Annotated in this window: 11 protein-coding genes; all 11 read left to right on the forward strand. The window is 54.7% G+C overall.

The window, feature by feature from the left end; all coding sequences use genetic code 11:
- The coding region (gene lepA / locus L692_RS0118965; protein ID WP_025701643.1) for a translation elongation factor 4 at positions 1–930 on the forward strand (930 nt) is incomplete at its 5' end.
- Between the two features lie 85 nt (positions 931–1,015).
- Positions 1,016–2,191: a radical SAM family heme chaperone HemW gene (gene hemW, locus L692_RS0118970; RefSeq protein WP_025701644.1), complete on the forward strand. Its 1,176-nt coding sequence runs from the start codon at positions 1,016–1,018 to the stop codon at positions 2,189–2,191.
- 83 nt (positions 2,192–2,274) lie between these two features.
- Positions 2,275–2,781 (forward strand): N-acetyltransferase, encoded by a 507-nt coding sequence (locus L692_RS0118975; RefSeq protein WP_025701645.1) that lies wholly within the window; start codon positions 2,275–2,277, stop codon positions 2,779–2,781.
- Between the two features lie 191 nt (positions 2,782–2,972).
- Positions 2,973–5,630, forward strand: coding sequence for a cation-translocating P-type ATPase (locus tag L692_RS0118980; RefSeq protein ID WP_025701646.1), 2,658 nt, complete (start codon positions 2,973–2,975; stop codon positions 5,628–5,630).
- A 314-nt stretch (positions 5,631–5,944) separates the two neighbouring features.
- On the forward strand, positions 5,945–6,976 hold the full coding sequence (gene hrcA / locus L692_RS0118985) for a heat-inducible transcriptional repressor HrcA (RefSeq protein WP_025701647.1): 1,032 nt from the start codon (positions 5,945–5,947) through the stop codon (positions 6,974–6,976).
- Positions 6,977–7,024: 48 nt separating this feature from the next.
- Positions 7,025–7,615, forward strand: a complete 591-nt coding sequence (gene grpE, locus L692_RS0118990) for a nucleotide exchange factor GrpE (protein ID WP_025701648.1) — start codon at positions 7,025–7,027, stop codon at positions 7,613–7,615.
- 278 nt (positions 7,616–7,893) lie between these two features.
- A complete protein-coding gene (gene dnaK, locus L692_RS0118995; RefSeq protein WP_025701649.1) occupies positions 7,894–9,738 on the forward strand; it encodes a molecular chaperone DnaK in 1,845 nt (614 codons plus the stop codon).
- Between the two features lie 204 nt (positions 9,739–9,942).
- Positions 9,943–11,067 carry a molecular chaperone DnaJ gene (gene dnaJ, locus L692_RS0119000; RefSeq protein ID WP_025701650.1) on the forward strand — a complete coding sequence of 375 codons (1,125 nt, stop codon included), beginning with the start codon at positions 9,943–9,945 and terminating at the stop codon, positions 11,065–11,067.
- 83 nt (positions 11,068–11,150) lie between these two features.
- The gene (locus L692_RS0119005; RefSeq protein WP_084463266.1) at positions 11,151–12,200 is read left to right on the forward strand and encodes a LacI family DNA-binding transcriptional regulator; all 1,050 of its coding nucleotides are present in this window, start codon (positions 11,151–11,153) and stop codon (positions 12,198–12,200) included.
- Between the two features lie 130 nt (positions 12,201–12,330).
- Complete coding sequence (locus L692_RS0119010; protein ID WP_025701652.1) at positions 12,331–13,812, forward strand: glycoside hydrolase family 32 protein; 1,482 nt, start codon at positions 12,331–12,333, stop codon at positions 13,810–13,812.
- Between the two features lie 17 nt (positions 13,813–13,829).
- Positions 13,830–15,274: sucrose-specific PTS transporter subunit IIBC (locus L692_RS0119015; RefSeq protein WP_025701653.1), on the forward strand; the 1,445-nt coding region annotated here is incomplete at its 3' end.

Raw genomic sequence — 15,274 nt, forward strand, 5'->3', positions numbered from 1 at the left:
CGGAAGATCAATCCGATGGTATACTGCGGACTGTACCCGATTGAAACATCGGATTACAATGATCTGCGCGAGGCGCTGGAGAAGCTCCAGCTCAACGACGCTTCGCTGAGCTTCGAGCCGGAGACGTCCAGCGCGCTCGGCTTCGGCTTCCGCTGCGGATTCCTCGGCCTGCTGCATATGGAGATTATCCAGGAGCGGATTGAGCGGGAATTCAATATTCCGCTTATTACGACGGCGCCGAGCGTTATTTACCGGATCAAGCTGACGAACGGCGAAATGATCGAGATCGATAATCCGTCCAACTATCCGGAAGTCGGCAAGATCGATTATGTGGAGGAGCCTTACGTCAAGGCGGCCGTCATTGTGCCCAACGATTTCGTCGGCACGGTCATGGAGCTGTGCCAGAACAAGCGCGGCGAATTCGTGAACATGGAGTACCTCGACGCGAACCGGGTAACCATCACCTATCAAATTCCGCTGTCCGAAATCGTCTACGATTTCTTCGATCAGCTGAAATCCGGAACGAAGGGCTATGCGTCCTTTGATTATGAGTTGTCTGGCTATCGCCAGTCGAATCTGGTGAAGATGGACATTCTGCTTAACGGCGAGCAGGTGGACGCCCTGTCGTTCATCGTGCACCGCGACCGTGCCTATAACCGGGGCCGTATCATCTGCGAGAAGCTGCGCGGGATCATTCCGCGCCAGATGTTCGAGGTGCCGATTCAGGCTTCTGTCGGAACCAAGGTCGTTGCCCGCGAGACGGTCAAGGCGATGCGCAAGAACGTTCTTGCCAAATGCTACGGCGGTGACATTTCGCGGAAGCGGAAGCTGCTGGAGAAGCAAAAGGAAGGCAAGAAGCGCATGAAGCAGGTCGGCAGCGTCGAAGTGCCGCAGGAAGCATTCATGGCGGTGCTGAAGATCGACGAGTAACAGATGAGCAATTTTTGAAGTCCATACCGCAGCTTATTTCAGGGGAGCCGTCCGGCTTCCCTTTTCATTCCAAGGAGGACCGCTTATGACTAACGATTCCGGCATACCAGACAGCCGTCTGCCCGAGGCGGTATATATTCATATTCCTTTTTGCACGAACAAGTGCTTCTACTGTGATTTCAACTCCTATGTGCTGAAGGATCAGCCTGTGATGGACTATCTGCGGGCGCTGGAGCGGGAGATGGAGCTGACCGTTCAAGAGAGGCCGCCAGGCGTCATCAGGAGCATATTTGTCGGCGGGGGAACACCCACGGTGCTGAAGCCGGATGAAATGGAATATTTTCTGAAGATAGTGCGCACCCACTTCCCGAACTGGGCCGAAGATATTGAATTCTCGATGGAAGCGAATCCCGGCACGACCGATCCGGACAAGCTGGCGGTCATGAAGGCGGGCGGCGTAAACCGCGTAAGCTTCGGCGTGCAGGCGTTCCAGAATGAGCTGCTGAGCGGGATCGGGCGCATACATGGCGTGGACGACGTGTATCGCAGCCTGGACAATGCCCGCGCTGCCGGATTGACCAATCTGTCGATTGACTTGATGTTCGGCCTTCCCAACCAGACGGTCGATATGCTGGGCGAAAGCATAAGGCGGGCGCTGGATCTGGGCCTGCCCCATTATTCCATTTACAGCCTTAAAGTGGAGGAGAACACGCTATTCCACTCGCTGTATAACAAGAATCAGCTGCCGCTTCCGAGCGAGGAGGACGAGCTGGCCATGTATCTGCTGCTGATGTCCTCCATGGAGGAGGCAGGTTACGGGCAGTACGAGATCAGCAATTTCGCCAAGCCCGGAATGGAGAGCCGCCACAATATTACGTACTGGCGCAATCAGGATTATTACGGACTGGGCGCCGGGGCGCATGGCTATGTGCAGCGTATGCGGCATATGAACATCAAGGGCGTGAGTCCATACATTGAAGCGGCGAAGAACGGCCTGCCCCGCCTGAACGCCTATCCGGTATCGCGTGAAGAGGCCATGGAGGATTTCATGATGGTTGGCTTGAGGATGCGGGACGGCATTACCGATGCCGATTTCCGCAAGCAGTTTGACCAGCCGCTGGAGGAGGTATTCGGAGGGCCGCTGGGCAAAATGCTGAATGCCGGTCTGTTGGAACGGGAAGGCGGAAGCTACCGGTTAAGCCGCCAGGGGCTTTTGTTCGGAAATGATGTGTTCGGAGAATTTGTCGGAGTGTTGACATAAATATAATTTTTAAAATAACTGTTGAATCCTCATTCACTGTGTTGTATATTTATTCATAGTTATTTATGGAGGAGTGAAGCATAGTGCTAGCCAAGCCGAAACCTGAACCCGCAGCGCCGGAACCAACACCTGCAGCCATTTGCAGAAGCGCTACTCTGGAAGATGTTGAGCCGTTGTATTTAATGATAGAAGAGTATGCGCAGCGCGGGATCATGCTGCCCCGTTCCCGGAAGGTGCTGGAGCGGCAGATCGATCAGTTCGTTGTCGCCGAAATAGACGGCAGGGTGGTAGGCTGCGGTTCACTGTGCAGGCTTGGAAACGATCTGGTGGAGGTGCGCTCGCTCGGCCTGCGCGATGAGTGCAAGGGTCAAGGCATCGGCTCCATGATTGTGGAAGAGCTGACCAAGGAAGCGAGACGCCAGAAGATTCCGAAGATCATGGCGCTTACTTATGCCGTCAGCTTCTTTTTGAAGAACGGATTTCATGTGGTGAACAAAGAGATTTTTCCGGAAAAGGTATGGACCGACTGTGTCAACTGTTCCAAGCAGGACGCCTGCGACGAAATTGCGGTTCTTAAAATGCTGAATTAATTCCTGTCGCTATATAATAACCACTTTCCCGCCGGACGCTCGCTCGTCTGATGGGGAGTGGTTATTTTGATTTGTCACGCAATAAAATGAAACGTTTACCTGCTCTTCTCGTACGGGTAATTAGGGCCTGAATGGACAAAATAGGGTACATGTCTTATTAAGAGATAACTATTCGGAGAGGAGCGGTGAGAATGGAGTTTTATCGCAGCACGGTGCCTGAAACGCTGAAGGAAGTGGACAGCACGGAGGCTGGCCTGGCGGTAGAGGAAGCGCGCAAGCGGCTTGAATCGGGCGGGTACAACGAGTTGAAGGGAAGAGAAAGGGTTCCGGTGTGGAGGCTTTTTCTGGACAACTTTAAAGATCCGCTCGTCATTGTGCTGCTTGTTGCCGCGGGAGTTCAGGCAGCGCTCGGACACGCTGTGGAAGCCCTGATTATCTTCTTTGTGCTCCTGCTCAACGCGGTGATCAGCGTGGTTCAGACCCTTAAAGCCGAAAGCTCGCTGGATGCGCTAAGGCAGCTGGCGGCCCCGGAGGCGAAGGTGATGCGCGGCGGCGAGACAAGGCGGATTCCGGCACGCGAGCTGGTCAGGGGCGATATGGTTCTGCTGGAGGCCGGTGATTACGTGCCTGCGGACGGGCGCATCTTAAGGAGTGAAAGCCTGAAGGTCGAGGAGGGAATGCTGACCGGAGAATCGGAAGCTGTAGAGAAGCACAGGGAGGTCATCGATACGCAGGCTCCTTTAGGGGACCGGCGCAATATGGTATACAGCGGATCTTTGATTGTGTATGGGCGCGGCAGCTTTATTGTGACCGGAACCGGGGCCGATACCGAAATCGGCAAAATCGCGGGGCTGATCGAGAGCGCGGAGGCGAAGAGCACGCCGCTGCAGCGCAAGCTGGAGAGCTTTGGCAAGAGGCTGGGCGTTGTTATTTTGCTGCTGTGCATTTTGATATTCGGCATACAGGCGCTGCGGGCCTGGCTGTCCAGTGACGGTTCGGGTATGAGCACCGCCATTCTTGATGCGCTCATGTTCGCTGTTGCGGTAGCCGTAGCGGCCATACCCGAAGCGCTGTCTTCCATTGTCACCATTGTGCTGTCGGTCGGAACGGGCAAGATGGCCAAGCAGCACGCGATTATCCGGAGACTGCCGGCGGTGGAATCGCTCGGTTCGACGAGCGTCATCTGTACAGACAAGACCGGAACCCTCACTCAGAACAAAATGACGGTTGTCGATTACTTCCTGCCCAATGCCGGTAAAAAGCTATTTCAGGATGATCACGAGGAATGGTCGGAGGGAGAACGCAGACTGCTGCATATCGCGGTCCTGTGCAATGACTCTCATATTAATGAAGAGGGAAAAGAGCTGGGCGATCCGACCGAGGTGGCGCTGATTGCTTTTAGCCGCAGTAAAAATAAAGATTATATGGAAATCCGCGACAGATTTCCAAGAGAAGCCGAGATTCCTTTCGATTCGGACCGGAAGCTGATGACCACGGTTCATACCTTCAATGGACGGAAGACGATTCTTACCAAAGGCGGCCCGGATGTGCTGTTCAGCCGGTGCGACCGGGTGCTGCTGGACGGGGAGGAGGTTCCGCTTACCGAGGAGATCCGCGCGGAATTCGTGCAGGCCAATGAAGATTTCTCCAACCGGGCGCTGCGCGTGCTTGCTTATGCGTACAAGCCGACCGACGGCGATTCGGCGGATGTTGGACTGGAGGATGAGCACCGGCTTATTCTGGTCGGCCTTACAGCCATGATCGATCCCCCGCGGGAAGAGGTGTACGATTCGATTGCGGAATCGAACAAAGCCGGTATCCGGACCATCATGATTACGGGCGACCACAAGACGACCGCGCAGGCCATCGGAAGGGATATCGGCTTGATGTCGGGTAACGAAATTGCCGTCACCGGACAGGAGCTGGACGCGATGTCGGACGAGGAGCTGGACCGCAGGCTTGAATCTATCGGCGTCTATGCCCGTGTCTCCCCAGAGAACAAAATCCGGATTGTGCGGGCCTGGCAGAAGAGAGGAAAAATTACGGCGATGACGGGGGACGGGGTCAACGACGCGCCAGCGCTGAAGCAGGCGGATATCGGCGTAGCGATGGGCAGCGGCACCGATGTCGCCAAGGATTCGGCCGCCATGATATTGACAGACGACAACTTTGTGTCCATCGTGAAGGCCGTCGGCGTCGGCCGTACGGTGTTCGACAATATCAAGAAGGCGATTGCCTATTTGTTCGCCGGTAATCTGGGCGCCATTATTGCGATTCTGTTCGCTTTGATCTTTAACTGGATCAACCCGTTTACGGCCATTCAGCTGCTGTTCATCAATCTGGTCAATGACTCGCTGCCCGCCATCGCGCTCGGAATGGAGAAGGCGGAGCCGGATGTCATGAAACGCAAGCCAAGAAATATTAAAGAAGGAATCTTTGCCGGAGGGACTCTTCAGGTTGTAGTGATACGAGGTCTGCTAATCGGTACAGCTGTCATCGCCTCTCAGTATATCGGCTTGCGGTATTCACAGGAGATCAGCGTCGCGATGGCCTTCACCACACTGATATTGGCCCGTACGCTGCAGACCTTTGCGGCCCGTTCCAATACGCAAACGGCGTTCCAGGCCGGATTCTTCAGCAATAAGTATGTGCTCGGGGCAGTGCTGGTCTGTCTTGGCCTATACGGATGCACCGTTCTGCCGGGTGTCCGGCAGTTCTTCTCCATACCGGTCCATTTCGGGCTTGAGCAGTGGCTGCCCGCTGCGGGACTTGCGGTGGGCGCCGTAATCCTGATGGAGGTTGTCAAATGGCTGAGACACGGGTTAACCGGAGCCAAAACGGCAGCTTGATGAAATGCCAGGCTGGATAGGGAATAGGGATTGGCGTCATTTTTGCCGAGAGTCTTAATATAGGGCCATGATCCGGCAGCGAGGGCATGCGAGCGGCAGTCTTGGGCTCCTTCGCTGCCCTGGGCCGGCGGCCGTTCATTGCGGGTGTCGGAGCATGCTCCAAGAAGGCGGATCTGTTCATAAAATCGCCTGTTCTGCTCTGCCGACTGACTTGACAATGCTCATGTCAGTTTGGTATTTTTGTAATAGTGGTTAGCACTCAACTGCATCGAGTGCTAACGAAACCATCCAAAGGGCGGTCAGGAGGGAATGACATGTTAACCGAACGCCAAAGAATGATATTGAATGCCATTGTGGACGACTATATCCGTTCGGCCGAGCCGGTAGGATCTCGCAGTATATCCAAGCGTGGCGATGTCAAGTTCAGCCCTGCGACGATACGCAATGAAATGGCCGACCTGGAGGAACTTGGTTTTCTGGAGCAGCCGCATACGTCGGCAGGGCGGATTCCGTCCCATAAAGGCTACCGTTACTATGTGGACCACCTTGTTCCCTGGAATCCGGCAGGATTGACCGAAACGGAAACGATCCGCGCCTTCTTTGCCGAAAAGCTGAATGCGATGGAGCAGTTGATTCAGCACGCGGCCATGATTTTATCCAATATGACGAATTATACTTCCATCCTTCTGGGACCGGAGGTTTTTCATACTTCACTGCGTCATTTTCAGCTGCTTCCGCTGGATGACAGAACCGCCGTCGCGATCATTGTCACCAGCACCGGTCAGGTGGAGAACCGGAAAGTAAGCATTCCGCCGGAGATTTCGGTTTCGGAAATGGAGAAGGTCGTTAACCTGCTGAACAGCAAGCTGGTCAATGTGCCTTTATACAAGCTGAAGAGCAGGCTGTATTCCGAGCTTGGGCAGGAGATGCAGCGTCATATTTCTCATTACGAGGAACTGATGCAAATGCTGGATGCCGCGCTTGAAAGCGAATCGGAGCAGCGGGTTTACCTCAGCGGCGCGACGAACATGCTGACTCAGCCTGAATTCCGCGATGTCGATAAGGTAAAGGATATCCTTGATCTGCTTGAGGAGACGCCGACTCTGCTCAAAATGCTGGCTCCGGCAGCCGGAAGCGCCGGTATACAGGTGCGCATCGGCACCGAGAACAAGCATGTGGCTTTTGCGGATTGCAGCCTGATTACCGCCACTTATTCGATCGACGGAGAAGCGGTGGGAAGCATAGGAATCCTTGGGCCGACCCGGATGGAATATGCGAAGGTATTGGGTATTCTGGGCGTTTTGTCCCGCGATTTGACAGCGATGCTGGGTCACTGGTATAAGTGAGTTTAGCGCATAATGATTGCCGTTAGTATTTTAAGGGGGTGAACATACTTGAAAGAGGAACAGGTTCAAGATTCCGGTGTGACCGAAGATAACGCCATCAACGAGGAAAGCGCGGCCGATCAGGCTGAAGCGGTCCTGGATAACGATACAGCAGCGGCCGATGAAGCCGCTCAGGCGGCTTCCGGAGACAGCGATGAAATCAAGCGTCTGCAGGAGCTCGCGGATGAGTATCAAGGACGTGTCCTGCGGGTTCAGGCCGACTATGACAATTTCCGCCGCCGCACGCTGAAGGAGAAGGAGGAATTGGCTCAATACGCCACCTCCAAGCTGGTTACGGAATTGCTGCCGGTACTGGACAATTTCGAGCGCGCCCTGGCTACGGCGCCGGCCGGTTCGGACGGCGAGGCTTTCGTCAAAGGCGTGAATATGATATTCCGCCAGTTGGACGGGGTATTGAAGTCTGAGGGACTTACGCCTATGGAAACGGTAGGCCAGCCGTTTAATCCGGAATTCCATCAGGCCATCATGCAGGTGGAGAGCGAGGAGCACGAAGAGGGCGTTGTTACGGAGGAAGTCCAGAAGGGCTATCTTTTGAAGAACAAGGTGCTTCGTCCCGCCATGGTCAAAGTCAGCATGTAGCCTGCCTAAATAGGCGCCATGAATCGCCGGAACGGCTTCCGGCGACATTGCCGTGTCCAGCCGCCGCGTAACGCGAAGGCATTGGAGCCGCGGAGGCTTGCGAAGCAGGTAAATTCAATCGCAAAAACTTGGAGAATGCTTACGAAGCGAGTTTTACTGAAGCTTTATTATGGTAGTATCTCATTCGTAAAACTAAGCGAATGCTTACGAAGCAAGTTTTACTGAAGTTCATTCATGGCAGTATCTCAATCGTAAAACTTTTAAGGAGGCAAATTACTGTGAGTAAAGTTATCGGTATCGACCTTGGAACCACGAACTCATGCGTGGCCGTAATGGAAGGCGGCGAGGCTGTCGTCATCCCCAACCCGGAAGGCGCGCGCACTACCCCTTCAGTTGTAGGCTTCAAGAAAGACGGGGAGCGCATTGTCGGTGAAACCGCGAAGCGTCAAGCAATCACGAACCCGGACCGTACAATCATCTCGATCAAACGCCATATGGGGACAAACCATAAAGAAACGATCGACGGTAAAGATTATTCGGCGCAGGAAATTTCTGCAATGATTCTGCAAAAGCTGAAATCCGATGCGGAAGCTTATCTTGGCCAAGCGGTTACACAGGCGGTTATTACGGTTCCTGCCTATTTTAACGACGGCCAGCGTCAGGCGACCAAGGATGCGGGCAAAATCGCCGGTCTTGAAGTTCTGCGTATCGTGAACGAGCCTACAGCGGCGGCGCTTGCGTACGGTATGGAGAAATCCGAAGACCAAACGATTCTCGTCTATGACCTTGGCGGCGGTACGTTCGACGTTTCCATCCTGGAGCTGGGCGACGGCTTCTTCGAAGTAAAAGCTACGAGCGGCGACAACCGTCTCGGCGGCGACGACTTTGACCAAAAAATCATCGACCACCTCGTAGCCGAGTTCAAAAAAGAGCAAGGCATCGATCTGAGCAAGGACAAAGCGGCTGTTCAACGTCTGAAAGACGCGGCTGAAAAAGCGAAGAAAGAGCTGTCCGGCGTACTGACTACCACGGTCTCCCTGCCGTTCATCACCGTTGTAGACGGCGTGCCGCAGCACTTGGAGGTCAACCTGACCCGCGCCAAATTCGACGAACTGACAGCGGATCTTGTTGAACGCACGCTCGGACCGACCCGTCAGGCGCTGAACGACGCGGGCATGACTCCGGCCGACCTGGACAAAATCGTGCTTGTCGGCGGTTCCACCCGGATTCCTGCCGTACAGGAAGCGATCAAGAAGCTGACGGGCAAAGAGCCGCATAAAGGCGTTAACCCGGACGAAGTTGTTGCCCTGGGCGCCGCAGTTCAAGCGGGCGTGCTGACCGGCGACGTTAAGGACGTAGTTCTGCTGGACGTAACGCCGTTGTCCCTGGGTATTGAAACCGCAGGTGGCGTATTCACGAAGATGATCGACCGCAACACGACCATCCCGACCAGCAAATCGCAAATCTTCTCGACCTTCGCCGACAACCAGCCGAGCGTTGAGATTCATGTTCTGCAAGGGGAGCGCCAAATGGCGAACGGCAACAAAACGCTGGGCCGCTTCATGCTGAGCGAGATTCCGCCGGCGCCTCGCGGCGTGCCGCAAATCGAAGTTACCTTCGATATCGACGCCAACGGCATCGTGAATGTGTCCGCTACGGATAAAGGCACGAACAAGAGCCAGAAGATCACGATTACTTCCTCCGGCGGCCTGAGCGAATCCGATATCGAGCAAATGATGAAGGACGCCGAGCTTCATGCCGAAGAAGACCGTGTCCGCAAGGAACTGGTGGAAGCGAAGAACAACGCCGACCAGCTTGTCTATTCCACGGATAAGGTCATCAAGGACCTTGGGGACAAAGTGGACGCATCCGAGATTGAAAAAGCGAACCAGGCCAAGGATAAAGTGAAGTCCGCGCTGGAAACCGACAATCTGGATGAGATCAAGGCGGCTACCGATGAGCTGAACGAAATCGTGCAGCAGCTGTCCGTGAAGCTGTATGAGCAAGCGGCTCAAGCTCAGCAAGGCGCTGAAGGCGCGGCTGACGCTGGCGAAGGCGCAAAGCGGGATAACGTAGTCGACGCGGATTACGAAGTGGTTGACGACGAGAAGAATCAAGGATAAAGTTAAACGATAACGCAAGTCAAGGGAAGGTCAAAACCGGGGCATCCCGCGTTTTGGCTTTCTTTTAAAATATAAGAATTTATAAGTTTCATGCTTATAAAAGGCCTTATATTTCTACGAGAAACGTACTTGCGTCCTTACGGGACGCCGTCAGGCGTTTCTTCTTGTGTAATAGGGATACGTTCCAGTACGGAGGTGAAGGCAGTGGCAGATAAGCGCGATTATTATGAGGTGCTCGGTTTAGGCAAGAACGCTTCGGAAGATGAAATTAAAAAAGCGTACCGCAAGCTGGCCCGTCAGTATCATCCGGACGTGAACAAGGCCAGCGACGCCGAGGCTAAATTCAAGGAAGTGAAGGAAGCCTACGATGTTCTGAGCGATCCGCAAGGACGGGCCAGATATGACCAATACGGGCATATCGATCCGAACCAGGGAATGGGCGGAGGCTTTGGCGGCGGGGATTTCGGCGGCGGCGGTCTGGGCGATATTTTCGACATGTTCTTCGGTGGCGGTGGACGGCGTGATCCGAATGCGCCCCAGCGCGGCAATGACTTGCAGTATACGATGTCCATTGAATTCAAGGAAGCGGTGTTCGGCAAGGAGACCGATATTACGATTCCGCGGACGGAGACCTGCGATACCTGTTTCGGTTCCGGGGCGAAGCCCGGCACGAAGCCGCAAACCTGTTCCGTCTGCCATGGCAGCGGGCAGCAGGAGGTTGTGCAGAACACGCCGCTTGGCCGGATGGTCAACCGCAGACCGTGTTCGAACTGCGGAGGCGCAGGCAAGATCATCAAGGAGAAATGTTCGACTTGCGGCGGGGGCGGCCGCGTGAAGAAGCAGCGCAAAATCCATGTCCGGATTCCTGCGGGCGTGGACGACGGCGCGCAGCTGCGCATGAGCGGCGAAGGCGAAGGCGGTGTGCGCGGCGGCCCTGCGGGCGATCTGTATATTGTCATCCGCGTCAAGCCGCATGATTTCTTCGTTCGCGAGAACGACGATATTCTGTGCGAGGTTCCGCTTACGTTCGCCCAGGCGGCGCTCGGAGATGAGATCGAGATTCCGACCCTGACGGAGAAGGTCAAGCTCAAAATTCCGGCCGGAACTCAGACCGGCACATTCTTCCGTCTCAAAGGCAAAGGCGTTCCCCGGCTTCGCGGGAATGGAATCGGCGACCAGCATGTCCGCGTCATCGTGGTGACGCCAAGCAAGCTGAGCGACGAGCAGAAAGACCTGCTTCGCCAGTTCGCTTCCTTCGACGGTGAGAATACACATGAGCAGGGGCAGTCCTTCTTTGACCGCATGAAGCGCGCATTTCGCGGAGATTAGAACAGGCTGGGTTTGAGCGAAATGGAAATCCAGTAGCAGACGGCAGTCTCTCCTTTACCGGAGGGGCTGCCGTTTGTTGTATAATGGACTACAAGCGTGCGGCAAAGCGCCGGCAAATTGCAGCAAGGAGACAAAGAATGAAGACCATAATCGATATTGCCCGGGCTGCGGGTGTGGCCAAGAGTACGGTCTCCCGCTACCTTAACGGCGGATCAGTCAGTGAAGAGACAAGGGAAAAGATCGAGCGCATTATCAAGCAGCACAATTATGTGCCCAATACGTTTGCCCAAAGCCTGAAAGCGAAGAAGACCAGCATTATCGGCACCATCGTTCCCCGGCTTGATTCATTCGCGGTGTCGCAGACCTTGATGGGAATCGACGATGAACTCCGGGAACGGCAGTATCAATTGCTTATTTCCAGCGCCAACCAGGATATGAACCGTGAAATTGAAGAAATTTATAATCTGGCGCGGCAGAAAATTTCCGGCTTGCTGCTGCTGGCTGCGCAGATTACGGAACGGCATTTGAAAGCCATCCGGGAGTGCAAGGTTCCGGCTGTAATGATCGGCCAGCAGCATTCTTTGCTTCACAGTGTAGTCCACGATGACTACCATGCGGGTTATAGGATGGGCAAGCATATTCTGGATAAAGGCCACCGCCGCATCGCCTATCTGGGCGTTACCGAGCAGGATATTGCGGTGGGGGTTAAGCGCAAGGAGGGCTTTAGAAAAGCGCTGGACGGATATACAGGCTGCGAGGTCCGGTATTACGAGTCCGGCTTCCGAATGAACGAGGCCATGGCCGCCGCGGAACGTTTACTGGAGGATTGGATGCCGACCATCGTCGTGTGCGCAACCGACAATATCGCGCTGGGCGTGATGAAGACCGCTTTTTTGAAGCAGATTCCCATTCCGTCCGGTCTTTCCGTAACGGGATTCGGGGGATACGATGTTACTGAAATCATACATCCGGCTTTAACGACGGTAAGGTATCATTACAGGCGGGCGGGAAGGCTTGCCGCCGAGAATATAATTTCTTTGGTTAACCGGGAGCCTGTGGAGATGGCAACGGTTCTGGATTGTGAAATAATCGGTAGAGAAAGCGTTGACAATTTGCAGGGACGCATCATATAATAACCTTGGAACCGGTTCCGGGCCTTTTCGAATCTATCTTTGGAAAGGCATTTTCATTCAATAGGTTGGAACCGGTTCCGAAATTTTATATATATATCAATTGGAACCGGTTCCGAAGGAGAGCGAAACAATGAAAATGAGCCGAGCGCAATTATACCGGAGAATCGATCAGGCGGAAGACGGGGAATGGGAAGCGCTGATACAGCTGGCGGAGCAAAGTCCCTGGAGACAGAAGTATCATATCCAACCCGTGGCGGGGCTGCTTAACGATCCCAACGGCTTTGCCTTTTTTGAAGGGGAATATCATTTGTTCTACCAATGGTTCCCGCTCGGAACAGGACATGGCATGAAGTATTGGTATCATACTTCCTCGGCCGATCTCGTTCATTGGAAGAACCGGGGGATCGGGATCGCGCCTGGCGGCCCCTTTGATTCACACGGAGCTTTTTCGGGAAGCGCTATCGAGAAGGACGGAAAGCTGTACCTGATGTATACGGGCAATACGCGCAGTCCGGACTGGATCAGGCATCCCTTTCAGTGCATGGCCGTTATGGAGCCGGATGGAATTATTACCAAGCTGGAGCAGCCGGTTATCCTGAAAGTTCCCAGAGGCTATACCGATCATTTCAGGGACCCGAAGGTATGGAAGGCGGACGGAAGCTACTACTGCGTAATCGGCGCGCAGCGCCTTGACAATACGGGAAGTGTGGTGCTGTATCGCTCGCCGGATCTGATGCAATGGCATTATGCGGGGGAGCTTGGCACGGATTTGAATTCCTTCGGCTTTATGTGGGAATGCCCCGACTATTTTGAACTGGATGGCACAGGAATTCTGCTGTTCTCGCCGCAGGGCTTGCCGCCGCAGGGCGACCGTTTCCGCAACATTTATCAGGCGGGTTATCTGACAGGACGGCCCCTGAGCCTGATGGACCGGAAATTTCACCACGGCGAGTTCCGCGAACTGGACAACGGCTTTGATTTTTATGCTCCGCAGACGACGCAGGCTCCGGACGGCAGACGTCTGCTGACAGCCTGGATGGGTCTTCCGGAAATCGATTATCCGACGGATGATCATGGCTGGGCGCACTGCCTGACGCTCCCTCGGGAATTAAGCCTGGAGAATGGTAAGCTGATGCAGCGCCCCGTTCGGGAATTGGTGAAGCTTAGAGGCCGCAAGACCGAGGTGCGGACGGTTGTGAATGACGAGTCGCTCTCTATAGCCGAGCTAGCAGGTACGGCCTATGAGCTGCTGGTTGAAATACGGGACGACGGAGCGAGCCGCTTCGGCATCGAATTCCGGGCGGGCTGTCATGAGAGAACGGTCATCCATTATGACCATGCAGAGGGCAAACTGGTGCTGGACCGCTCCCTTTCGGGACAGAGCTTTGCGCTCGATTACGGAACCGAACGAAGATGCCCGCTGCAGCTTCGGGACGGAGCGCTGACGCTGCATTTGTTCGTGGATATTTCCTCGGTGGAGGTCTTTGTGAACGATGGGGAGGCGACCTTCACGGCCCGGATTTTTCCGGAACGGGAGAGCACGGGCGTCACTTTCTTCGCGGAGGGCGGCAGGGTGGCATTTGATGCGATAAAATGGGATACTCAATATTAGGGGAGGCAAAGATCAATATGTCCGAAAATCAGAAAATTGCGGAACAGGTTGTGCAGGCTGTGGGAGGAAGGGAAAATATCGTTTCGTTTGCGCACTGCGCCACCCGCCTGCGCATTATGGTCCGCGATAAGGCATTGATCGACCAGAAGCATGCAGAGAGCATCGACAAGGTAAAAGGGGCCTTTTTCAACTCGGGGCAGTATCAGATCATATTTGGAACGGGCACTGTAAACCGGATCTTCGAAGCAGTGGAGAAGCTTGGCATTGAGAGCACGTCCAAGGAGAATATCAAGCAGGAGGGGAAAAAAGCGGGGAATGCCCTTCAGCGGGCCATCCGCACATTCGGAGACGTGTTTGTTCCGATCATTCCCGTCCTGGTGGCGACCGGTCTCTTCATGGGTCTGCGCGGTCTGCTGACCCAGCCGCAGGTTCTCTCTCTGTTCGGAGCTGCTCCGGAGGACATCTCGCCGAACTTTCTGCTGTTCACGCAGGTATTGACTGACACCGCCTTTGCTTTCCTGCCCGCTCTTGTCGCCTGGTCGGCATTCCGGGTCTTCGGGGGAAGCCCCGTTCTCGGAATCGTCCTTGGGCTGATGCTGGTCAATCCGGCGCTGCCTAATGCCTATGCCGTCGCGGGAGGAAGCGCCGAGCCGCTCAAGTTTCTCGGGTTCATTCCCGTTGTTGGCTATCAAGGCTCCGTTCTGCCCGCCTTTTTCATCGGCTTGCTTGGGGCCAATTTAGAAAAGCGTTTACGTAAGCGCATTCCGGAAGCGCTTGATTTAATTCTGACGCCTTTCCTTACGCTGCTGATTATGATCACGCTTGGACTATTCGCAATCGGACCGGTGTTTCACTCTCTTGAAACCGTTGTCCTGAATGGAACCACCTACCTGCTTGGACTGCCGTTTGGCATTGCGGGTCTGCTGATCGGTTTCCTTCAACAGATTGTTGTTGTTACAGGCGTGCATCATATCTTTAATTTTCTGGAAATTCAGCTTCTGGAGAAGACGGGCTCCAATCCGTTCAACGCTATCATTACATGCGCAATGGCCGCTCAAGGCGCGGCTTGTCTGGCTGTCGGGCTGAAGACGAAGAATCTCAAGCTGAAGGCGCTGGCGCTGCCATCCTCGCTGTCGGCCTTTCTCGGGATTACCGAGCCCGCCATTTTCGGGGTGAACCTGCGCTACATGAAGCCTTTCATTATGGGACTTGTCGGCGGCGCCGCAGGCGGATTCCTGGCTTCCCTGTTTCAGCTGTCTGCCACAGGCATGGCGATCACGGTCATTCCCGGTACCTTGCTCTATATGAACGGTCAGCTTCCGCTGTACATTCTGTGCAATCTTACCGCCATGGCTGTATCCTTCGTTCTTACCTGGATGTTCGGATACCGCGACGCCGCATCGGAAGGTACCCAAGAACTGTCGGCTGCTGAAACGGGCGGCGCGTTCGGCGCGGGTGCGGC

The sequence above is a fragment of the Paenibacillus forsythiae T98 genome (assembly GCF_000520735.1).
Classification (GTDB): Bacteria; Bacillota; Bacilli; order Paenibacillales; family Paenibacillaceae; genus Paenibacillus_AQ; species Paenibacillus_AQ forsythiae.